The organism is Kitasatospora sp. NPDC043950 (assembly GCF_056435345.1).
The window spans coordinates 1-21,713 of sequence record NZ_JBWKER010000084.1 but is presented as its reverse complement, the minus strand read 5'-3'; the positions used below and the strand labels follow the sequence as shown (position 1 = coordinate 21,713).

General features: G+C 70.3%; 18 protein-coding genes and 3 pseudogenes. 16 read left to right on the top strand and 5 right to left on the bottom strand.

The features are described 5' to 3' along the window. Positions 1–36 precede the first annotated feature (36 nt). The 10 genes and pseudogenes from AC07BF_RS35190 to AC07BF_RS35145 all read left to right on the top strand — a co-directional run. The gene (locus AC07BF_RS35190) at positions 37–948 is read left to right on the top strand and encodes a phosphotransferase family protein (protein WP_363589282.1); all 912 of its coding nucleotides are present in this window, start codon (positions 37–39) and stop codon (positions 946–948) included. 223 nt (positions 949–1,171) lie between these two features. Continuing rightward, positions 1,172–3,841 carry an aldehyde dehydrogenase family protein gene (locus tag AC07BF_RS35185; RefSeq protein WP_478334439.1) on the top strand — a complete coding sequence of 890 codons (2,670 nt, stop codon included), beginning with the start codon at positions 1,172–1,174 and terminating at the stop codon, positions 3,839–3,841. Positions 3,842–3,846: 5 nt separating this feature from the next. Beyond that, positions 3,847–5,553, top strand: a complete 1,707-nt coding sequence (locus AC07BF_RS35180; RefSeq protein WP_478334438.1) for a thiamine pyrophosphate-binding protein — start codon at positions 3,847–3,849, stop codon at positions 5,551–5,553. After that, complete coding sequence (gene fabF, locus AC07BF_RS35175; RefSeq protein ID WP_363589288.1) at positions 5,550–6,827, top strand: beta-ketoacyl-ACP synthase II; 1,278 nt, start codon at positions 5,550–5,552, stop codon at positions 6,825–6,827. The genes AC07BF_RS35180 and fabF overlap by 4 nt, the downstream gene beginning before the upstream one ends. Positions 6,828–6,837: 10 nt before the next feature. Next, positions 6,838–8,811 (top strand): condensation domain-containing protein, encoded by a 1,974-nt coding sequence (locus AC07BF_RS35170; protein WP_478319472.1) that lies wholly within the window; start codon positions 6,838–6,840, stop codon positions 8,809–8,811. After that, positions 8,808–10,055 carry an aminotransferase class I/II-fold pyridoxal phosphate-dependent enzyme gene (locus tag AC07BF_RS35165; RefSeq protein WP_400330665.1) on the top strand — a complete coding sequence of 416 codons (1,248 nt, stop codon included), beginning with the start codon at positions 8,808–8,810 and terminating at the stop codon, positions 10,053–10,055. The genes AC07BF_RS35170 and AC07BF_RS35165 overlap by 4 nt, the downstream gene beginning before the upstream one ends. 98 nt (positions 10,056–10,153) lie before the next feature. Beyond that, the gene (locus AC07BF_RS35160) at positions 10,154–10,393 is read left to right on the top strand and encodes an acyl carrier protein (RefSeq protein WP_478334437.1); all 240 of its coding nucleotides are present in this window, start codon (positions 10,154–10,156) and stop codon (positions 10,391–10,393) included. Positions 10,394–10,445: 52 nt separating this feature from the next. Beyond that, positions 10,446–11,207: an SDR family NAD(P)-dependent oxidoreductase gene (locus AC07BF_RS35155; protein ID WP_363589296.1), complete on the top strand. Its 762-nt coding sequence runs from the start codon at positions 10,446–10,448 to the stop codon at positions 11,205–11,207. Positions 11,208–11,297: 90 nt separating this feature from the next. After that, a complete protein-coding gene (locus AC07BF_RS35150; protein ID WP_363633430.1) occupies positions 11,298–12,554 on the top strand; it encodes an MFS transporter in 1,257 nt (418 codons plus the stop codon). Between the two features lie 1,262 nt (positions 12,555–13,816). Then, positions 13,817–14,163, top strand: a pseudogene (locus AC07BF_RS35145) (IS110 family transposase); the annotation flags it as partial. A gap of 258 nt (positions 14,164–14,421) precedes the next feature. On the opposite strand, the gene AC07BF_RS35140 reads toward AC07BF_RS35145, so the two are convergent. Beyond that, positions 14,422–14,862: a hypothetical protein gene (locus AC07BF_RS35140; protein ID WP_478334445.1), complete on the bottom strand. Its 441-nt coding sequence runs from the start codon at positions 14,860–14,862 to the stop codon at positions 14,422–14,424. A gap of 168 nt (positions 14,863–15,030) precedes the next feature. Between AC07BF_RS35140 and AC07BF_RS35135 the strand changes: the two genes are divergently transcribed. From AC07BF_RS35135 to AC07BF_RS35110, 6 genes and pseudogenes are all read left to right on the top strand, one after another. Next, a complete protein-coding gene (locus AC07BF_RS35135; protein WP_363633438.1) occupies positions 15,031–15,408 on the top strand; it encodes a hypothetical protein in 378 nt (125 codons plus the stop codon). A gap of 192 nt (positions 15,409–15,600) precedes the next feature. Then, positions 15,601–16,263 carry a hypothetical protein gene (locus AC07BF_RS35130; RefSeq protein WP_478334436.1) on the top strand — a complete coding sequence of 221 codons (663 nt, stop codon included), beginning with the start codon at positions 15,601–15,603 and terminating at the stop codon, positions 16,261–16,263. Between the two features lie 201 nt (positions 16,264–16,464). After that, a pseudogene (locus AC07BF_RS35125) lies at positions 16,465–16,944 on the top strand (SAM-dependent methyltransferase); the annotation flags it as partial. A gap of 5 nt (positions 16,945–16,949) precedes the next feature. Beyond that, positions 16,950–17,370, top strand: a pseudogene (locus AC07BF_RS35120) (precorrin-6A/cobalt-precorrin-6A reductase). A gap of 7 nt (positions 17,371–17,377) precedes the next feature. After that, positions 17,378–17,848 (top strand): hypothetical protein, encoded by a 471-nt coding sequence (locus AC07BF_RS35115; protein ID WP_400987571.1) that lies wholly within the window; start codon positions 17,378–17,380, stop codon positions 17,846–17,848. Positions 17,849–18,131: 283 nt separating this feature from the next. After that, positions 18,132–19,688, top strand: a complete 1,557-nt coding sequence (locus AC07BF_RS35110) for a lipase family alpha/beta hydrolase (protein ID WP_400987754.1) — start codon at positions 18,132–18,134, stop codon at positions 19,686–19,688. A 162-nt stretch (positions 19,689–19,850) separates the two neighbouring features. Here the strand turns inward: AC07BF_RS35110 and AC07BF_RS35105 are convergent, their stop codons facing one another. The 4 genes from AC07BF_RS35105 to AC07BF_RS35090 form a co-directional block, all read right to left on the bottom strand. Further along, positions 19,851–20,141 (bottom strand): hypothetical protein, encoded by a 291-nt coding sequence (locus AC07BF_RS35105; RefSeq protein ID WP_363589689.1) that lies wholly within the window; start codon positions 20,139–20,141, stop codon positions 19,851–19,853. 89 nt (positions 20,142–20,230) lie between these two features. Continuing rightward, positions 20,231–20,371, bottom strand: a complete 141-nt coding sequence (locus tag AC07BF_RS35100; RefSeq protein WP_478334435.1) for a hypothetical protein — start codon at positions 20,369–20,371, stop codon at positions 20,231–20,233. A 20-nt stretch (positions 20,372–20,391) separates the two neighbouring features. Further along, entirely contained in the window at positions 20,392–20,532 is a 141-nt protein-coding gene (locus AC07BF_RS35095) for a hypothetical protein (RefSeq protein WP_363589685.1), read from the bottom strand. Between the two features lie 124 nt (positions 20,533–20,656). After that, positions 20,657–20,866 carry a hypothetical protein gene (locus tag AC07BF_RS35090; RefSeq protein WP_363589683.1) on the bottom strand — a complete coding sequence of 70 codons (210 nt, stop codon included), beginning with the start codon at positions 20,864–20,866 and terminating at the stop codon, positions 20,657–20,659. Between the last annotated feature and the right edge of the window lie 847 nt (positions 20,867–21,713).

Below are 21,713 nucleotides of genomic sequence, written 5' to 3'. Positions count from 1 at the left end.
GAGATCTCAGCCGTGCGGCCGTTGACACTGGCTTGGGTGGGCCGGCACCTGGAGGCCGGCGAACGGATCGTCGGAATCGAGGCGCTGCACGGCGGCATCACCGCCGAAATGCGGAGGCTGACCATCGGCACGCGGGACGGAGGCACCCGCGACCTGGTGCTGCGGAGTTTCGTCGACCCGTTCTCCGTGGAACGCGCCGAGGACTGGCTGGACAGGGAGGCCGGCGCCCTGGCCTTGCTGGCGGGGACCGGCGTCCCGGCTCCCGCGCTGGTCGCGGTTGATCCGAGCGCCGCACAGTGCGAGTATCCGTCGCTCCTCATGACGCATCTGGCGGGCCGGACGGTCCTCGACGATGAGGGGGTGGAGGAACGCGTCCCCCTGCTGGCCCGTCAGCTCGTGGCGATCCACGCGCTGCGGCCCGCCGAACGGCCCCGGGATTATGTGGCGTTGACGACCGCCGACACCGTCGTGGTGCCGAAGGGCGCCGACGCGGCGGCATGGGCCGCGGCGATCGACGTGATCCGCAGGCCCCCGCCGCCCGGTGAAGGGCGGTTCCTGCACCGGGACTTCCAACCCGGCAACGTGCTGTTCGACGTGCCGCCCCCAGGGCCGGCAGGTGCGCGGATCACCGGCGTCGTCGACTGGGCGGCGGCCTCCTGGGGCCCGGCGGATCTCGACGTGGCGCACTGCTCCACCAATCTCGCGCTGCTGCACGGCCCGGAGTGGGGTCAGCGGTTCGCCGAGGCGTACGAGGAGGCCGGCGGGGTGCTGGCCGTGACCGCGAGCGAGCGGCTGTACTGGCGGGTGCGGGACGGACTGGCGTGCTCGGAGGAAGTACGGTCGGTGGCGCAGCCCTGGCAGGAGGCTGGACGGACGGAGCTGACGACGCGAGCCGTGGAGCAGCGGCTGGACGCCTACGTCACCGCCCTGCTGGACGCCCTGGGCTGAGCCAGGGCCGGTCCGGAGCGCGGGCCGGGGTGGCGGGGCCACCCTCACCTTCAATAGCAATATGAAATTATTTATATTGAGAATATCTCGCTCCTCATATGCCTCTTTCGTCACTGCGCACCCAATCACCCTGCACAGGTAGCGGAATTTCGTCGAAGCACTCGACACCGTTCCGCAGTTATGGGACAGTCAATTTGAACCACCTGGTTTTGAGGAGCACAAGTTGCCCGTTTCCAGGAGACTGATCTCGCCCGACGGGCGCATCTGGGAGACCGACGAAATCGTGGCCCGCGTATTCGCCGCCACCGAACTTCTTGCACGCCGTGGCGTCGAACCCGGTTCACGGGTGATGATGAGCGGGGCCAATTCCCCGGAATGGGTCGTCACCCTGCTCGCGCTCATTCACCTCGACGCTTCGGTGGTCCTGGCCGATCATCGAGCCACCCCGTCACAGCGATCGAAGATCCGCACCCAGGCGCGCGTGGTGCTCGAAATCAGCGACGGTGCGGGCCGCACCGCGGCGCCGCGCCCCGCTTCGAACACCGCGACCGTGCCCGACGTCGCGAGCTGGGCACGGCGTCAGGACGCCGCGATCTCCTGGTCGTCGGGGACGACCGGCAGCCCCAAAGGCATCGTCCGCTCCGGCCGTTCGATCCTGGACAACCTCGCGCTCAGTGCGGAACGCATGGGGTACCGGCCTGACGACGTCTTCCTGCCGATCCTGCCGTACTCCCACCAGTACGGTCTGTCACTGGTCCTCTGCTGGTGGCTGGGCGGAGGCACGCTCGTGGTCTACGGATCGACCACGCGCCTGGACCGTGCGCTCGCGGTCGGCGTGGACCACGGCCTCTCCATCGTCGACGGGGCCCCGTCGACCTACTACAGCCTGCTCAACCTGCTCGACCGTCGCCCCGCCCTCGTGAACGCGCTGGGGACGGTACGAGCCTGGTGCGTGGGCGGCGCGCCACTGGGGAGCAACCTGGCGGCCCGGTTCCACGCCCGCACGGGCCGGCACCTGCTCGACGGCTACGGAGCGACCGAGGCCGGAAACATCGCGCTGGCGCCCCCGACCGATCCGGTCGGGTGCGGCACGCCGCTGCCCGGTGTGGTCGTCGAAGTCCACGACGACCACGGCAGGCCGCTTCCCCACGGCCGGCTCGGCGAGCTCGTCGTCCGCAGTGACGGCCTGATGACCGGCCACCTCGGCACTGACGGTGAGATCGTTCCGGCTTCGAGTCCCGTTCACCGCACCGGCGACATCGGCCTGATCGACGACGCCGGCCGCGTCTTCCCGGTCGGGCGCAAGCACGCCGCGCACCGCGACGGTCACACGCTCTATCCCGACCACCTTGCCAAGCTGGCCGAGTCGGCCGGCGCGCAGACGGAGGTCGTCGCGGTCCCCGACGCCCGTCTGGGCTGCCGCCTGGTGTTCGTGATCGCGGACCCGGACGCTCACGAGCCTGCGCACTGGAAACGGCTGCTGCGCCCTGTGTTCGCCCGCTACGAGCAGCCCGATCAGATCGTCGTGCTTCCCTCGCTGCCCCTCACGAACACGGGAAAGCCCGACCGGGCCGTTCTGGAGAAGATCGCCATGAGCTCGCTGTCCGCATCACCCGGGACGACCACCGACGTCACCGCGTCCGGCTCGACCACCGGCTCGGCCGGCGGTGCGAGCGGCTACCGCATCCCCTTCGCCGACCGCGTCGACGCGCTGCGCGCAGTGCGCCGGTACGTGGCCGACCACGAGGACGCGGTGATGGGGATCCTCACCGAGATCTCGCCCCACCACACCGCCGGCGCGGAGATCCGCTCGTTCCTCGCCACCCTGGACGGAGCGGAGGAGGAGATCCGTCGCGTCCGGCCCGGCCGCGTGCCTCGGGTCGCGGTCTTCATGCCCTCCAACATGCCGCTCCATTCCTACGCGCTCTACATGCTCATAGCATCCCTTTACAGCGAAAGAATCACCTTTCGGCCGTCCTCGGAGATCAAAAGCCAGATGCGGCGCTTGCACGACCTGCTGGCGCCGGTTCACGGCCTGCCCATCAGCCTTTCCGAGCTCAGCCAGCGCAAGTTCGTGACGGGACCGGTACGCGAAGCGGACCTCATCGTCTTCACCGGCAATTACACCAATGCCGAGACCGTCCGCGAGGGGCTGGCGGAGGACCAACTCCTCCTCTTCTTCGGTAACGGCATCAATCCCTTCGTGGTCGCACCCGACGCCGACCTCACCCGCGCCGTGCACGACGTCACGAGGCTCCGGCTCTACAACTCGGGACAGGACTGCTTCGGTCCCGACGTCGTGTTCACACCTAAGGGCCGCACCGAGGAATTCGTCGACCTGTTGTCCGCCGAACTGGCTTCGCTGCGTTTCGGGCAGAACGGCGACCCCGGCGCCGACTACGGTCCGATCTTCTACGACTCGGCGCTGGTGAACTGCTCGGGCTACCTGGTGCACCATGCCCGCCGCATCCGGCACGGCGGGCGCATCGACCTGCCGTCCCGCAAGATCGAGCCGACCGTGCTGCTCTGGGGCTTCGACGACAAGATCCCCCTCGAGGAGATGTTCGCCCCGGTGTTCAACATCGTGGCCTACCCCAGCGCGAGGCTGTTGCGTGAACGGCTGTCGAACCCCTACTTCAGCGAACGCGCGCTGGGAGCGATGGTCTACGGGAACGATCCGCAGACGGTGGATGTCCTGGCCAGGCGTCACCAGACCTGTGTCGACCACACGCTGCTCGACGCCGAGGACGGCAACCGCCCGTTCGGCGGATTCGGGATGCGGGCGAACTACATCTCCTACGGCGGCGAGCGGCACGCCGAACCGCTGCTCATGTCGCAGGCCGTGGCGCAGACCCTCCCGGCGGCTGCGCCCGTCACGGCGAGTGGGGAGTGACCCAGGTGAGCAAGGTGAGCAAGGTGAGCAAACGGTACGCCGACGCGTGGTCCGCAATCGTCGACCTGCTGGTGGCGAACGGGGTGGACACCTGCTTCGGATTGCCCGGCGACGATCTGGAGTTGCTCCGCGCCCTCGACGCCGCCGGCCTGGACCTCGTGCCGTGCCGTGACCAGCGCAACGCGATGTACATGGCGACCGGTTACGCGCTGCAGTCCGGCCGGATCGCCGTATGCGCACTGGGCAAGGGCCCGGCTGTCACCCACGCGGCCACGGGGCTGCTCGAAGCGCGGGAGTCCGGTGCACCCGTCCTCGTGCTCGCCGCCGGCGTGCCCGAACGCCGCCGGGGCAGCGGCGGATTCCAGGAACTCGACCAGGTCGCCGTGACAGCGCCGCTCGTGCGGTGGGCGCACCGGGTGGGGCACCCGGACCGGGTCGTCCCCGCGGCGGTGACGGCGCTGACCCGGGCTGTGGGGCCGCCGTCCGGGCCCGTGTACCTGGAGGTACCCGATGACGTCCGCACGGCGGAGGTCCTCGTCACCGGAGCGTGGCCGACGCTGCCCGAACCACTGGTCCTCGAATCCGTTCCCGTGACGCCGGGACCGGCCCTGGCGGCGATCCGCGAGAGCCGGCGTCCGGTGGTGCTGGTGGGCGGCGGAATGCGGCACCGCAACGGCGGTGGCGTGGTCGAGCGCTTCGCCGAACGCCTCGGCGCGGCACTCTTCACCACCGCGTCCGGCCGCGGTGCCGTCGACGAGCACCACCCGCTGTTCTGCGGCGTGGCGGGCCTCTACGCCGCGGCCCCCGCCCGCGAACTGTGGTCGTCCTGCGACCTGGTGGTCTCGCTCGCCGGACGGCTGGAGGAGACGGTCGTCGAAGGCGGAACACCGTGGCCCCCGGTCGCGGTGGTGCAGGTCAACGTGGACCCGGGCGGCCTGTCGGCCGAGTTCTCGGGCCCGCGGGTGCTCGGGGACGCCCGGCACGCCGTGCTCGGCTGGTCGCGGGCGCTGGAGGAGGACGGCGAGGCCGAGCGCGCGGCCGCGACCGAGGTGTGGGCGAACAGGATCGCCGTCGCCCGCAAGGCCATGTCACTTGAGGCGGAGGCGGAACTGGTCCGCGCGGCGACACTCCCGGGGATCCGCATCGCCGAACTGCTCTCCGCGCTCGATGCCACCGCCGGCGAGCCCCGCGTGCTGGTCCAGGAGAACGGGCTGCAGGACATGTGGTCCTACGGCTTCCCCTTCCACGTCGGTGGCGGGTCCGTCGTGCCGTCGGAGCAGACCCCCCTGGGCTTCGGTGCGGCCGCGGCCATCGGGGTCAAACGGGCCGCCCCGGACCACGAGGTCACCGCGTTCATCGGAGACGGAGCGTTCCTCGCGGCCCGCGCGGACATCGCCGTCACCGCTCCGGTCCACGGCGGCGTGCTGTACGTGGTGCTGTGCAACGGCGGCTACGGCTGGCTGGACGCCCAACGCGCCCGCCTCGGTCTCGACGCCGAACGCCACCCCTTCACCCGTCCGGGCGCACCGCCGCCCGTGGTGGACGGGCCGGACATCCACTGTCGAGTGCTGCGCGACAAGGCCGCGCTGACCGCTGAGATTCTCGCCGCGCGGCGGTTCTGCTCCCGGGGAGGCACAGCCGTGCTCATGGTGCCCGTCGCACCCGACGACATCCTCCCCTGCATCCGCGACGCCGAGGTGGTTCCCCAGTGACGAACGCAGGAGAGCGGGGCGACGCCGGGCCCAGCCGACCCCGGCGCCAGGTGGTGGTCACCGGGTACGGGGCGGTGACGCCGCTCGGCCACAGTGTCGGCGAGACCTGGGCGGCGATGCTCGCCGGCCGCAGCGGCATCGCCACCGTGGACGCGATCGACGTGACCGGTCTCGGAGTCCGGATCGGCGGCCAGGTGCGCGGCTTCACACCCGGCCGCTACATGCCGCCGACGGTCAGCCGCCGCGCCGACCCGTACGCGCAGTACGCCCTCGCCGCGGCACTGGAGGCGTGCGAGCACGCCGGACTCGTCGTCGACGACCGCCTGGCGCCGCGGGTCGCCGTGATCATCGGCAGTGGCTACGGCCCGGTCGGGTCGATCTACCGCGCCGCCAACACGCTGCGCGACAAAGGGCCCCGGGGCATCAGCCCGTTCACCCAGGTCACCACCGCCATGGACAGCGCCGCCTGCGAGATCAGCATGCGTCTCGGCACGCAGGGGCCCAGCCGGGCCCAGAGCACGGCGTGCGCCAGCGGCGCGGACGCGGTGGGCGCGGGGATGCGCATGATCGGCAACGGGGAGGCCGACGTCGTCCTGGTCGGCGGCGCCGACGCCTGCGTCACCACCGTCGACCTCGCGGGCAGCGGCAACGCCCGCGCGCTGTCCACGCGCAACGACGACCCGACCGCGGCGTGCCGGCCGTTCGACGCGCACCGCGACGGGTTCGTGATGAGCGAGGGGGCCGCCGTGGTGGTGTTGGAGGCCGCCGAGGTGGCCGACCGGCGAGGGGCCACGGCTTTGGCCGAACTCGCGGGTTACGGAGCGAGTTCCGACGCTCATCACTGGACCGCCCCGCACCCGCAGGGACGCGGCGCGTGCCTCGCCGTCGAGGCGGCGCTGCGCGACGCGGGCATCACGGGGGCGGACGTGGACTACGTCAACGCGCACGGCACCGGAACGCTGCTGAACGACGCCACCGAGACGGCCGTCCTGCGCACGGTGCTGGGTGACCGTGTCACCCGGATCCCGGTCAGCTCCACCAAGTCGATGACCGGGCACATGATCGGTGCCGCCGGAGCGGTCGAGCTGGTGGCTTCGATCCAGGTCCTGCGCACGGGTGACGTCCCGCCGACCATCAACTGCGACGACCCGATCGACCCGGACATCAACTTCGTGCCGCACCGGGCGCAGCACCACGAGCGGATGCGGATCGCTCTCAGCAACTCGTTCGGCTTCGGCGGCCACAATGCCGCTCTCGTGGTCCGAGCGGTATGAGGGCCCGGCCGTGAACCGCCTCCCGGAGCCGCCCCCGAGCGCCGCCACCGTCAACCGCAGCGGGCCGCTGACCTGGGTCCAGCAGTGGCACTGGTTCGAGCGCACCGTTCCCGCACCACGGCGGGTGAACCCGACGCCCCTCGCCGACCACTGCCACGTCCCGCCCCCGGCCACCGTCACCGACGTCCACGCGGCACTCGCGGCCCTCACCGCCCGCCATGAGGCGCTGCGCACCACGGTCGACCCGCTCCGCCCGGTCCAACACGTCCACCGTGCGGACTGGGCGCCGCTGCCGGTCGACCACGTCGACGTCCGCGCCGTCGATGCCGACACCCTGGACGCCGCCACCGCCGCGCTGGCCGCCCGTCCGATCGATCCCGAGCGGAACCCGCCCTGGCGCGCCAGGGTGCTGCTGGAGGCGGGGAGGCCGCGTGCGGTCCTGCTGGCCGCCCATCACGTCGTGATCGACGGGTGGGGGCTGGCGGTGCTGATCAACCAGTTGCACGACCAACTGCGCGGCGTCGGCGCACCGGCGGAGGCAAGCGTGCAGCACCCCCTCGACACGGTCGCCGCCCAGCCCGTGGAACGCGCCCGCGCGGCGGAGCGCGAGTGGCTCACGCGGCTCGCGGGCAACCCGACCGGTGTGCTGGCCCCGTTCGGCGGGACCGACGACGGCGCTGGGCGCCACCGCCTCCAGCACCGCTCGGCGGGTGCGTACGACGACCTCCACCGCGTCGCCCGGCGCCATCGGGCCGGTCCGGAGGTCGTCGTGCTCGCGGCGCTGGCCCACGACGTCGCCACCCGCACCGGTGAGCACCGGTTCCTCGCGTCCGTGGTCGTCTCCAACCGGGCCCGGGCCGCTCTGCGGAACAGCGTCGGCGTCCGGGCCCTGACGGTTCCGGTGCAGATCGACCTCCGCCCGGGCGCGGCGTTCGGCGAGGTGGTCGCCTCGGTCGCCGCCGCCTCCTCCGCCGCCTACCGGCACGGTCAGTGGCGCCCCGCGGAACTGGTCGCCGCCGAGGCGCGGATGCACCGTCGCCGGGGTGTCGTGACCGTACCGACCATCGAGTACAACTGCTACTCGTGGCCGCGCGACTACCTGGTCCCCGGGTACCTGGTCCCCGCGCAGTACGCTCCGCCGGACGGGTCCGCAACCTGGATCCGTAGCGCACCCGACGAGCCCTGCGACACGCTGTACGTCGACCTCAGCCTCGACGCGGGGGTCGTCACCCTCGATGTCACCGTCGGGGACCACCTGCTCGACGCCGGGCAGGCCGTGGCGTTGCCCGTCCGTCTGTGCGCCTTCCTGCGCGCGCTCGCCGACGGTGCCGAGTGCCCGGTTCCGGCGCGCCCGCCGACACCGGCCGCCGCCGGATGGTGGCGCGCCCCGCAGGGATGGGTGTGCCCGGCCAGGGTCGAGGCCGTGTTGCGCGGCCACCCCGGAGTGCTCGACGTGACAGTGGCGCCCAGCGGGGACGCAGCGGGGGAAGGCGAACCGCACCTCGTCGCACGCGCTCGCACCGCCCCCGGTGTCACCCCCGACGACTTGCACCGCCACGTCCTGGACCACCTCGACGAAGTGCCCGGCATCGCGGCCCCGGGCCGCTACGTCCTGTCCCCGGCCGGCCCCGGGTCCGACCGGTCCCGCACCGCCACCACCGGCGCGGGAACGCCGCGGGTCCCGTCGCGCCCGCCCGCTACGGGCGCCGAACGGGCGCTGGCCGCCGCCGTGGCCGCTGTCGCACCCGGCGATCCGCCGGACGGCTCCTCCGACAGCCCTGACGCGGTGGACATGAACCGTTGCCTCGCCGACCACGGCGTCACCCTGGTCGCCGTCCCCCGTCTGCTGGCGCTGCTCCACCGGTCCGGCTTCACCGGGATCGCGTCGGACGAACTGGCCGGAACGGCCTCGCTCGGCCACCTCGCCACAGCCCTGGAGCCCTCACCGCCCCGCGCCCATCGTGGAGGAGAAACCTCGCCATGACCGCGTCCCGCACCGCCGGCCCGTCCGCGGACCGCCTGGCCCCGTGGGCCTTCGCCGCCTTCGTCGAGGCGAACACCCACGACACGGCCTACCGCCCGCCGGTGGTGGACGGTCCCGTCGGGCCGACCATCGTCCGCAACGGCCGCGAGCTGGTGAACTTCGCCAGCATCAGCTTCCTCGATCTGGAGCGCCACGTCCCCGTACGGCGTCATTTCGCGGAGGGGGCGCTCGCCCACGGCCTGAGCACCAGCGGATCCAGGATGACCCAGGGGATCTGCCGCCCGCACCAGGTGCTGGAGGAGACGATCGCCCGTCACACCGGCAAGGAGCGAGCCATCAGCTTCGCCACGGGGCTCCTGGCCAACATCGGGTTCGTCCACGCCATGAGCAGTTCCGCGCACTTCGACGCCGGGATCGAGGTGCGCAACCACGACACCGTGTTCGTCGTCGACCGCGACGTCCACTGGAGCATCTGGAAGGGCCTCCAGGGGCTCGGCTACGGCCGCAACGTCCACGCGTTCCGGCACAACGACGTCTCCGACCTGGCCCGCGTCCTGGAGCGGGTCCGCACCCACAAGACCGTGGTGATCGCCGAGAGCATCTATTCGGCCGACGGCACCATGGGACCGATCGTGGAGATCCTCGACGAGTGCGACCGCCACGGCGCCGTCAGCATGATCGACGACGCGAACGGCTTCATGGTCTACGGACCCGAGAACCGTCCCTACGCCCGGGAGGCCGCCGCGATCCGGGAGCGGGCCGACTTCGTCATGGTGTCGCTGTCGAAGGCCATCGGTCTGGAAGGCGGCGCGATCGCCGGGCCGGCGGCGGCCATCGACGCCTTCGAACTGCTCTCCGGCACCTCGATGTTCACGGCCGCCATCCAGCCGCCGACCGCCTACGCCGCCGACCGCACGATCGGCGTCCTCGCCGACGATCCGGGGATCGTCGACGACTACCTGGCACATGCCGCCCGCCTTCGCCGACAGATGCACGAGGCCGGCACGGCGACGACGCCGACCGAGTCGTACATGCTCTCGGTGCCGATCGGAAGCGACGCCGCCGCCCTGCAGATGCGGGAGTGGTTCGTCGAGGACGGCTACCTCGTACCCGTCTTCTCCTACCCGGCCGTCTCACGCAACCAGGCGCTCCTGCGCCTGTTCCCGCACGCGGGCCACACCGAGGAGCAGATGGACGGCTTCCTGCACACCCTCCTCGCCTACCGACGACGCCTCGGGCTCTGACGTCCCCACCGACGCTCGCCACACCGAGGCTCGCCCCACCGACCGATGACCGACGCCGACCCCATCCCCATCCCCATCCCCAGAGGAAGGAACCCGTCGTGGACAACACCGACATCCTCAACGCCATTGCCGAGATCGTCGAAGAGGTCCTCGGCATCGACTCCGCCGAGGTGAGCGCCGAGACGTCGTTCACCGACGACCTCGACGTCGACTCCCTGGCCATGATGGAGATCGCCGTGGCGGTCGAGGACAGGTTCGAGGTGAAGATCCCGGACGACCGGGTCACCGGATTGAGGACCGTCGGCGACGCGGTGAACTACGTCGCCGAGCACCGGTGACCTCCGCCGGGACGACCCTTCCCCACGAGGCTCCCCAGGAGGTCGGGCAGCCATGAGCGTCCTCGATCGCTTCCGGCTCGACGGTCGCGTCGCCGTGGTCACCGGCGCCTCCTCCGGGCTGGGCGTCGCCTTCGCCACCGCGGTGGCGGAGGCCGGCGCCGACGTCGTGCTCGGGGCGCGGCGCACCGAGCGGCTGGAGACCGTGCGCGCGGCCGTCGAGAAGCTCGGCCGCCGGGCCGTCGCCGTGCGCACCGACGTCGCCGAGCCGGAGGACTGCCGCAGGCTGGTCGACGCGGCCGTGCGGGCATTCGGGCGGGTGGACATTCTCGTCAACAACGCCGGGATCAGCAGTGAGCAACCCGCGGCGGAGGAGACCCCGGAGCAGTTCCGCGAGGTCATCGACATCAATCTGAACGGCTCCTACTGGATGGCCCAGGCCGCGGGCGCGGTGATGCTGCCCGGCAGCTCCATCGTCAACGTCTCGAGCATCCTCGCCCTGGTCACGGGCGGGCTGCCGCAGGCCGCCTACTCGGCGTCGAAGGCCGGGATCCTCGGGCTCACCCGCGATCTCGCCCAGCAGTGGACCCCCGGCAAGGGCATTCGCGTGAACGCCCTCGCGCCGGGCCTCTTCACCTCCGCGATGACCGACGGCTACGCCGAGGGTTACCTGGAGGCGATGATGCCGCGGGTGCTCTCAGGCCGCATCGGGCGGCCCGAGGAGCTCGCTGCGGCTCTGGTCTTCCTCGTCTCCGACGCGGCGTCCTACATCACCGGCACCACCCTGACGGTCGATGGGGGCACCCACATCGCATAGTGACACCCGGCGCCGGACCCGCCGGCGTTGCCGGTGGGCCGCCGCCACGCCATGGCTGACGCCCCGTACCCGAGCCCCGGAGAGCCACCGATGACGACGGAGCCGACCGCCCCGCCCCTTCCGCGCGAACCGCTCGGCGATTCGCACCTGCGCCGCCTGATCGTGGGTCAAGGGCTGGCGGCCGTGGTCGATGCGCTGTTCATCGTCTGGCTCACGCTCTTCGTGCTCGACCTGTCGGAACCCGGAATCGCCACGGGGTTGGTTCTGGTGGCCGTGGCGCTGCCGCGAGCGGTGCTCCTGCCTCCTGCGGGAGTACTGGTCGACCGCCTCGGTCCCGCCCGTGTCGTGGCCAGTGCCGCCTGGCTCCGGGTCGCCGTCCTGCTCGCCCTCGGCGCCCTGGTCACCTTCACCTCACCGTCGTTGACGACGGTCGCGCTGCTCGGCGGGCTGCTCGGCGCCGCCGACGCCGCCTACTTCCCGGCGGCCCTGGCGTTGCTACCCGCCGTCGTGCCGACCGACAAGCTCTCCCGGGTCAACGGGCTGGTGCAGGGCGCGGAGTCGGGGGGCGACCTGGTCGGCCCGGCGGTGGCCGCCGGATGCATCGCCGCAGTCGGCTTCGCCGCGACGCTCGGTGGGATCGTGGCGATGGCCGCGTTGGCCGCCGTCGTCCTCAGCACGCTGATCCGGGTGGTGCGACGTGGCGGAGGTGCCGGGGACGACGCCGGTCCGGCCACCGTCGACGGCGAGCAGTTCAGCAGTGCGCGTGCCCTCGGCGTGGGCTTGAGGTACGCCTGGCACGAACCGCTGGTGCGAGGGATGCTGGCAGCCATCGCCCTGATCAACATCGCGGTCGTGGGCCCCGTGCTCGTGGGCGGCGCGGTGCTCGCCGATCAACGCCTCGGCGGCGCGGGATCTCTGGGCGTCGTGCTCTCCGGTTTCGGTGCCGGCTCACTGGCCGGCTCCCTGATGGCCGGGTGGCGGCCGCCCGCCCGGCGCGGCCGGACCGTGGTCGGCGGTGTCGCGGCGATCGGCGCAGGCATGGCCGGACTCGCCGCCGTCACCCATGTCGTCGCCGCGACGGCGGTCGTCTCGCTCATCGGCCTCGGATCCGGGTTCCTCGGAGTGGTGGTCGTGGCCACTCTGCAGGAGCGGGTGCCCGAGCAACTGCTGGGCCGGGTACTCAGCCTCGTCGTGCTGGCCACGGTGGCGTTCGACCCGTTCTCCTACGTGATCGCCGGCGCCCTGCTCCCCTACGGCACGACCACGCTGTTCCTGGTCTGCGGCAGCGCCGTCCTGGCCTGCGCCGGCCTGGTCGCCACGAGCCCGGCGGTCCGCTCCCTGCGCTGACCGTGTCGATCGCCGGTCGTCCGCCGATCACCGGGCCCGGCCGAGGCCCCCGTGGGCGAAGATCTGCGCGCGGTCGCGGCACGTGGGTCGAGGCGAGCCTCTTCGAGTGAAAAACCGGAGCAAGGCCGCCTGACTGGCGCTTCGTCGGCGATGAAAAGGTCTTCCGACCATATGTTTAACTCCGGCGCTCACAGCGGCGGTGCTCGTGCCCGGAGTGCATTCCCACGTGCCACAGACCACGCAGCCAAGAGGACCAGCCATGCGCTCCACCCGCCGCGTTCTCGCCGCTTCAATCGTGGCGGCTTCCGCCTCAGCCTTTGGCCTGGCCGTCCTCTTCACGGGCGGGACGTCCCAGAGTTCCGATGCCACGCAGGTCCGCGCGGTCAACGCCCTCGGCACCTCGCAGAGCGAAGCCGAATCATCCTGGTCTCCCTCCACGAATCCGGACTCGGAGGACTCGGTGCCCCGTTGCTTCAGCTACGGCGGACCCTACTGCGGCTGGGTGAGGACCTACTGGGGCGGCTGCGACAGGGACTGGGGCCTGAGCTACGGGTTCAAAGACCCTGCCGTACTCTGCCCCCACGACCCCCGCCCGAGCCCCTCCGCCACGGCCAGTCCCTCCGCCACGTCGAGCCCCAGCCCCTCCGCCAAGTCCGGTTCCCCGGCCGCACCCAGTCCCTCCGCCACGCCCAGCCCCTCGAACGGGCTCAGCCTCTCCGCCGCACCCAGCGGCGCTCGCCCACAGCCGGCCCCTCAGCCGTACCCGAGCCGCTCGGACGAGCTCAGCCCCTCCGCCACGCCCGGTTCCCCGGCCGCACCCAGCCCCTCCGACGAGCTCAGCCCCTCCGCCGCGCCCAGCCGCTCGGCCACGCCCGCTTCCCCGGCCGCACCCAGCCCTCCGGGCGAGCTCAGCCCCTCGGGGGAACCCAGCTTCTTCACTGCACCCAGCCACCCGGGCGAGCTCAGTCCCCCGGAGGAGCCCAGCCCCTTCGCCGGAAGCAGCAGCTCCTTCTAATGGGCCCCGCCGGGCCGTAGGAGAGACTTCGGCCCGTAGCCGCCAGCAGGTGAGCACTTCCTTCTTCGGAGCCATCGTGAGCTCTGAGGTCAGACCACGCCGCCTCTGGTCGGCCGGGGGGCTTGACTGCTGATGGGATCGCGTGCCCGCCAGGCAGGTTGGGCGTGAGCACTTGATCCATGAGAACGCGAGCCACGCCTTCCGCAGGCTGCACACACAGAACGCCAAGAGAAGCCGGAGAAGACCAGTGCTGTTCATCGGCGACGACTGGGCCGAAGACCACCACGACGTGGAGCTGCAGAACGAGACGGGCCGGAAGCCGGCGAGCGCACGGCTACCGGAGGGCTCCGAGGGCATCGCGAAGCTGCACGCCTCGTCGCCCGCCACGGTGGCCAGGACCTGGAGCCCGGGCAGGTGACGGTCTGCATCGAGACCGACCGGGGCCCGTGGGTGCAGGCCCTGATCGCCGCCGGCTGCCGCGTCCACGCGGCCAACCCCCGTCAGGCTGCCCGGTTCAAGGAAAGGTACGGCACCTCGGGGGCCAAGAGCGACAAGGGCGACGCCCACGCGCTGGCGGACATGGTCCGCATCGACGGCGCACGGCCTGCGGGCGGCTGGTGCCCACGGTCGCTTCCACACCGGTGGCGGTGGCGTGGACCTCCGTGGTCCACGACCTCCGGTACTCGCCGCTCTGAACGCCGGGCCCAGGACGGCCCGATGCGCCGGCGCGGATCGCGGTCTCCAGGATCATCGCGTGGTGCCGCACCACCGCCGTGGCCGCCGGCACCGCGACGGCGGCCCTCGACTCCAGCTGCGCGGCCAGGACCCCGGCGTTGCTGGTCACCTGCGCCATCAGCCGTCCACCGCCCCGTGCTCGCCGGGCTGCCGCACACCGAGCGCCCACTCGCCCAGCTGGGTGAGCAGCGCCCTCGTGAATTCGTGCGCGCCGCCGTCGAGGAGGTCGTGCCGGGCGAGGAGCGCCCGCTCGGTCTCGGCGGTCTCGACGGTCTCGATGGGGTCGAGGGCGGCCAGGAACGCCACGGCCGCCGGGCCCGGGTCCGGGTCCGGGTCCGGGTCCTCGCCGACCACGACGCGGGCGGCGCCCTCCCACTCCGGGTCGGCGGTCGGGCGCAGCAGCAACTGGAGTTCGGGGAGCTGCCCGACGGTGTGCCGCAGCTCGTACGAGCGGACCTGGTCGGCGAGGTCCTGGCCGTCGATCTCCAGACGCGCGGTCGGGCCGGTCGCCTGGATACGGACATGCCGCTGCTCAGGGGGGTTGGTGGTGGGGGTCATGGTCGCGAGCCCAGGAGCCTCGACGGACACGACGGCCGTTCCCGACCGCGGCCCGGCACGCACGCCCACCGCACGCCGGCTTCGCACTCCAGCGCCACTTCGCCCAACCCATCGCTCACCACTGGCTGTTGGGCAACGCGACCGTGGCGGAGGCCGTAGTCTCGCGGCATGCACAGGACCCTGGAGAACCCGCCCGCGCCGGCTCGCGAGATGGTGACGGAAGCCCTGGAAGGGGCTCTGGACGACCGATCCGCAGCTGACCACACGGCTGAGGCCCTGGTCGGGATCGCCCTGCACGGAGACGACCGCGACTTCGCCGAGCACTGCTGCGTGAAGACCGGCACACGGGCCGCACCGGGCAGTCCCCTGCTGGGGCTGGCCGTCCTGTGTCTGAGCCACATCGCCCGCCGCTTCGGCCGCCTCAGCGACGAAGCCCTCGACCTGGCGCACTCCTTGTCGAAGCGGGCCGCCGCCGACCCGGCGGACGTGGACGGACGGGCCCTCGACGGCTACGACGACATCCGGACCTTCCTGCACCTCTGGTGAAGGCCGGGGTGGTCACGCCTGCCGGGCTTGCATCCGGCAGGCGCGACCTACCGCAAGCATGGCCATGACTGCCGGGGAGGGCCCGTGACGCAAAGTACCGTCCGTCAGAAGTCGAAGCGCGGGCGACGGAATCGCTTGACCGCCGTGGCTGCGATAGCCGTTCTCGGTAGCGGGTTCGCAATCAACGCATGGATGAACCGGGGCCCGGAGATCAAGGCCCACGAAGGCGCCGTGGCCGGCTACCCGCTACTGGTCAGCTCCGACGGCCAAACCCTGACACTCAACATCGGCTGGGGTTGCGAGGACCGACCGGAGCTCGTGACCCGTGAGTCCACCGGCATGGTGAAGGTCTCCCTGCGGCACACGGTCCATCCGGGGTTCTGCGACCCGGGCGGCTTCGCGCAGATCACCACTCACCTGAACAAACCGCTCGGCACCAGGGCCCTGAACGACGCCACGGGCAAGCCCGCCGTCCACTTCGACGAGCGCAACCTTCTCCGGCCCGCGTTCCTGCCGGAGAACTACTACCCCTACCCCGCGGGCAGGATGGTCTTCCTGCCCGGCCTGGAAGCGATCCCGACCGACACCCCGGCCTGGGCCGTCGGTTACCGGCTGGGCACCGGTCCCGAAGCAGGCTCTCTGATCATCAGCCAGACCCTCCGGAGCAGCACACCACCACCCGGCAAGGCCGCCACCGTCAAGGGCCACCCCGCGACCATCACGCACTCGGATTCCCAAGGCGACCCCCACTCGCTGACTTGGTCCGACGGCACCTACACCTTCGTCGTCACCACCGGCGGCCCCCCACGACTCACCAACGAGGAACTCATCCACGTCGCGGAGAGCATCGGGTAACCGACACCACGACGACGTCCGGTGGGACCGCTCTGTGAACCGGCCCCACCGGAGACCGAGACCGCACCTGGACCGGTCAGGACAGAACTACCTCGTCCAGCCTGGTCATCCGTGCGACTTCCACGGTGCTGGCCCCGCCCGGATCGAGGGCCTGCCAGGTCCGGCCGACAGTGCCGGCCGTCGGTTCCTTCGCGGCGATGACGGTCCCTCGACGCGGCCGGCGTGCCGTACGAGATCGTCCCCGGCGTGCCCGCCTTCGCCGCCGCAGCAGCCGCCCTCAAGCGGGAGCTGACCGTCCCGACCGTCGGCCAGACCGTCATCCTCACCCGGATCGCCAAGCGCGCCACCCCGATGCCCGAGGGCGAGGACCTGGCCACCCTCGGCCGCAGCGGCGCCCTGCTGGTACTGCACCTGGCCGCCGGATACGTGGACGACGTCGTCGAGCAACTGCTCCCGCACTACGGCGCCGACTGCCCGGCCGCCGTCGTCGCGATGGCCAGCCGCCCGGACGAGCTGGTGCTGCGCGGCACCCTCGCCGACATCGCCGGGCAGGTCAAGGCCTCGGGCGTGGTGCGCACCGCCGTCATCCTGGTCGGACGGACGCTGGCCGCCGAGCACTTCCGCGACAGCCACCTCTACTCGGCGGAGCGCGAGCGCCCGCACGAGCCCTGCGGGGCGTGAACCCCATGACCCGGCACGTCCTGATCCTCGGCGGGACGACGGAGGGGCGGGCGCTGGCTGCCGCACTCGCCGAGCCGCCGTCCCTGCGGGTCACCAGTTCACTGGCCGGCCGGGTCGCCCAACCCCGGCTGCCCGCCGGAGAGGTGAGGATCGGCGGCCTTCGCCCACCTCGACGGGGTCCACTTCCTCGCCCGGTCAGTCGACCCGCCCGAGCCCCCGTTGCCACCGTCCTTCGAAGTCCTGCTGGACCGGGGGCCGTTCACGCTCGACGGCGAACGGGCACTCCTGCGCGAGCACCGCATCGACGTCGTGGTCACCAAGGACAGCGGCGGCGCCGCGACCGCACCCAAACTCACCGCCGCACGCGAACTCCACCTGCCCGTGATCATCGTGCGGCGTCCGCCGGTCCCTGCCGCACTCGGCTGATCTCGCCTTGCCAGATCCAGGATGGTGCATTTATGTTCCACTTAGCGAACACCGCGATCAGGTCCTCGCCGAGGAGAACGCCCTCGCCGTCGCCCTCGCCGTCCACGCCGCACTCACCGTCACCGCACCCGACCGACAGGCCCACCGTGTCGGCGGCCCCAGCATCGGCACGGTCCTCGGCAACCTCACCCGACGCGGCGGCATCCACGAGACCACCGTGCGGGCCACGATGCGGGAACTCGGCCGCTCCGGCCGGCAGGCGATGTCCCGGCTGGTCCACGACGCCACCCGCGCACGCGGATCCCAGGTCGACCTGCGCACGGTCGCCGCCCTCGCCTACGGCACCCCCGGAGGCGACCGGCCCAGCAGCTGCCCACCAACCCCACAAGGCCACTGGCTGCACGCCCTGGACGGGGTGAACACGTGGACGCCCGCCATCAAGGTGCTGCGGGACAGCGTTGCGGCGGCGTCCAGGTAGTGCGCCAGACGTCCCACCCCACCGCCGAGGGCACGTTGCGAAAGTGGATCTCGGCCTGATGATCACTGTTTGGCCGCACCATCATGCGCGACACCATTCCGCATGTGAGGAATTTTCGTCCACATTGAGGAGTATTTGGAAGCTGGCCTACATCAATGAAGGAAAGGGAGTTTCATGAAGCGTGCTTCATTATGCGCGGCCGCTGTCGGGGCGGTCGCGTGTTGGCATCTTCAGTGTGCACGGTGAAAGTTCCGACCCAAGCTACAGCGAAAGGTTGCTGAACATGATCCACAGTGAACTGAAGGCCCGGCTCCTGCCGGCCAGCCTGAACAATATCACCGTCCAGCAGAGGAGGCGGCCGAGCCCCGCGTGGACCGCGGTGACAGCCGGCGCCCTTTGCCTTTCGATGGCGACGGCCACACCCGCTAGCGCACTACCAGCGCCTGCCGCCCCGAATCAGGCCCAGCGGAGCGCATACGCCAGCGGGCCACACCGGCCCATCATCTTCGTCCATGGCTGGCACTCCGAAGGTGCGGTCTGGAACGGGATGAAAGGATACGCCGAAACACAGGGATACAAAGAAAGCGAACTGCACGTCTACGATTACAGCAAGATGACAAAGCCCGGCCAGACCAATCCTCCCAATCCTGGAATCGACCACATCGCCGCAGGCTTCGCCAGGGAAGTCAACGAGATCGCAAAGACGTCACCGGACGGCAAGGTCGATATTGTGGCCCACTCGATGGGAGGTCTCGTAGCACGCGCCTATATCAAGAATTTGGGCGGAGCAGAAAAAGTGAAACACTTCGTATCCATGGGAAGCCCCCACCATGGAACAATCGTGGCCGACGTGGGAGTTGGAGCATCCGAAGCCGTCCGTGCAATCGGGGCATTCCTGGGGGACCATAATATCCTGGTTGGCTACGCAAAGGAACTTGCCGAGAATTGCGATTTTCAATGCCATGACATGGCAAGCGGGTCAGCTTTCCTGCGGTCGCTGAACTCGGGAGACGAGGCGCCACATGGGGCTGATGGGTACCCCAGGTACACAACCTTCCGCTCCAACATAGACGACGAGCCGGCGGTCTACCTCAATACCAGAAACAAATTTAAGCCCCAGATTGGCCTGTGCGACGGTGTCGTATTCGGAATTACCGAACAGGGCGCCTGGGCGTACGAAGGAAAGGGCCCGAATGTGCGAGGCGGAAAGACCTCCACCCTCCGAGGGGCAGAAAATATCGTCACGACATGCTTGCCCCATGGCGAATACTATAACGACCCATGGACGCAAGAGAAAACCCTGGACACACTCGCCGAAACGACCATCGGAGAAGAAGACAAGTACGCCCCCAGGGCGCGAAACAGGACAAAGTGCAATGAACTGACAAGGACCCATTACCGCGATAATTGGGTTCAAGCATGGCTACAGTCCTGCCTGCAAGTCACCCCCGAAAAAGAGGTTGCCCCGGTCCTCAGGATCCGCGGATGCGGGCACTATCGAAGTCCTTCCGGGAAAGCCCTTTGGTACTATACGCCCGAAGGGTGGGGGGACAACGTGGAGTGCGTCATGGGTCGCGATGGCCTCTCACTCAGGAAAAAGGGTAGTCGCATAAAAAAGGAGCCCGGCTATCATAAAGCGGAATTTAACACCCGGGCCGGTGAAGTAAAGGTCGACACACTCTCCCTTCATGGTCCAGGTGATTATCAACTCTACACTCCGACCCTGAACAATCCCAATGGTTCGCCCAGGATTACCGTGAAAGTTCAACCGTGGGATGATAGTGACAACTACACGACCCTGGACCCCCTTGTCGAAGGGCCGAGCGTGACGGTCCACTGAACCCGGATCCACCGGCCTGATGCCCGTGGATAGTTCCCTCAGAAACGAGGAAGTGCCTTGTGACATGCGATGATGGGAGTTCTTCACGCTTCCAGCACGCACAATCGACAAGGCACTTCTGAGATGAAATCCTCCACGCCGCGACGAAGTCCGCTATCCCGCTTACAGGCAGTGGCCGCGCACCGTGGCGCATGCCTCGTACAGCACAGCCCACACCTCGTCGACCATCACGGCGGACCGGCGGGCCTGCCGCACGAACTCGGCGGTGGCGTCAGGCTGAAGGCGGCAGAGCTTCACGAACTCCTGCGCGAGCGGCACGGCGGCGATGAACCGGGCGTTTTCGGCCTTGGCATCCGCGATGCCGAACGGCATCCCGATCTCGTCGGCGATCTCCAGTCGGGCGTGAAGGGTCTCGTCGGTCGCCGCCCGCACCAACCGGCGCAGGTCCGGCACGCCGAGGACGTCGCACCCCTCTGGGGGCACTCCTGGGTCAGTAGCGCGGCGAAGGCATAGGCGAGGTTGAGGTTGCCGAGCCCCTTCTGCTACTGGTCCAGCTCCCGCAGCACCGACGACTGCAGGGCAGCGGCCACCATCGCGAAGTCGCCGTTCCTCTGGGCGGCGAGCAGGGTCTCGACCTCGGCGTTGACAGTCTGGGGTGCGGCCCTGGGGCTGCACCCCCGCACCCCATTCCCATCCGGGTTGGTCAGCGGCGTCCGGACAGGCGGTTGTCGTCCATGCCCTGCGCGAGTACGTCGAGCTGCCCGGCGCCGGCCAGCTCGGTCGGGCCGTACACCGCGGCGTCCATCCTGTCGGGGCTGTCCATCCCGGTGACCCAGGCCAGCATCTGTCCTTCCAGCTCCGGGTAGTGCCCGACGTGATGCCCTCGGCCCGAGAACTCGACGGGGACGATCCGGGCCGTGTCGATCCACGCCCGCCGCCACACCCCACCCCTCGACGGGGCGCGGCTTCTACATGAACAACAACCACCACAGCCGCTCGCCGACGGCGTGCCAGATACCGACCAGCGCCTTGCAGCCGTACCGGGCCAGCCACAGCGACTCGCCGACCTTGCGGCCGACGGCATCGTCGGGGCTGCCCGCGATGGCAGGCAGGTCGATGACGGTCCAGTCGGACGCCGCCTTCCGCAACAGCTTCCACGCGGTGTAGTCGTTGCCCACACGGGGGCGGCTCCGCTTGTCGAGAAAGAGTGGCCCCAGCGGCCAAGGCCGCGCGCGGCGGCGGCTCGGGGGGTTGCCGCCGCCGCGCAGCGGAAGGTTACCTCACCCGAGAGCATCGCAAAATCTGTGTGCGCCGGAGTAGACATTGCTCGTGGGTGGGTCTAACGTTTCTCTCGTAGACAGCAGTCGGCGATGCTGGCCAGACACGAACTGGCCGGGGTTGTTGGACAGAAGTTCGCAGTTCGGTCCGGCAGTGGAGTTCCGAAGCCAGGCAGGTGCAGGACGGCGACGGGGCTGGCTTCCGGACCGGGAGGCCCGCAGGTATCAGGGGCCGCCACCAGCGGTACCGGTAGGACGCAGTTCAGTGAGTGCAGTACCGGCAGTCGCGAGACAGGCACGGCCTCGGCAAAGGCACCCAGACTGCGGGCGCGCGTGCCGAGGGGTCAAGGCAGTGGGGTTCCAGGGTCACCGCAGACGCGGGACGGCCGACGGGGCCGGGCTGCCGGACCGGGTGGGCCCTCACGGCCACCGACCAGCAGTACGCAGTCCAGCAGGTGCAGTACCAGCAGTACCAGCAGTACGAAAGTGACAGTTCAGTACAGAGGATGAACGGAGGGCGCAAGCGCCATCAGGATCGCCCGGCCCGTGAACACTCGCCCGGGCGGACACCGCAGACCCCAACGCGAGGACGGTGGTTTCCGGTCACGCATACGCGATCCCCGCACGACCCTCCCCAGGGGCAGCGCGGAAGCAACAGGACCGGCCCAGGCCGGTAGATGGTGTTGTTCCCCTTCGGGGCCCCGGAGCCGATACGGCCCCGGGGCCCCTCGACGCGTTCTCCCCGAGA

What these genes read in the sequence shown, in the direction of transcription:
- AC07BF_RS35165 (WP_400330665.1), top strand. Translation starts at nt 8,808, where the DNA reads ATGACCGCGTCCCGCACCGCCGGCCCGTCCGCGGACCGCCTGGCCCCG.
- AC07BF_RS35155 (WP_363589296.1), top strand. Translation starts at nt 10,446, where the DNA reads ATGAGCGTCCTCGATCGCTTCCGGCTCGACGGTCGCGTCGCCGTGGTC.
- AC07BF_RS35150 (WP_363633430.1), top strand. Translation starts at nt 11,298, where the DNA reads ATGACGACGGAGCCGACCGCCCCGCCCCTTCCGCGCGAACCGCTCGGC.
- AC07BF_RS35140 (WP_478334445.1), bottom strand. Translation starts at nt 14,862, where the DNA reads ATGACCCCCACCACCAACCCCCCTGAGCAGCGGCATGTCCGTATCCAG.
- AC07BF_RS35135 (WP_363633438.1), top strand. Translation starts at nt 15,031, where the DNA reads ATGCACAGGACCCTGGAGAACCCGCCCGCGCCGGCTCGCGAGATGGTG.
- AC07BF_RS35130 (WP_478334436.1), top strand. Translation starts at nt 15,601, where the DNA reads ATGAACCGGGGCCCGGAGATCAAGGCCCACGAAGGCGCCGTGGCCGGC.
- AC07BF_RS35110 (WP_400987754.1), top strand. Translation starts at nt 18,132, where the DNA reads ATGATCCACAGTGAACTGAAGGCCCGGCTCCTGCCGGCCAGCCTGAAC.
- AC07BF_RS35095 (WP_363589685.1), bottom strand. Translation starts at nt 20,532, where the DNA reads ATGCTGGCCTGGGTCACCGGGATGGACAGCCCCGACAGGATGGACGCC.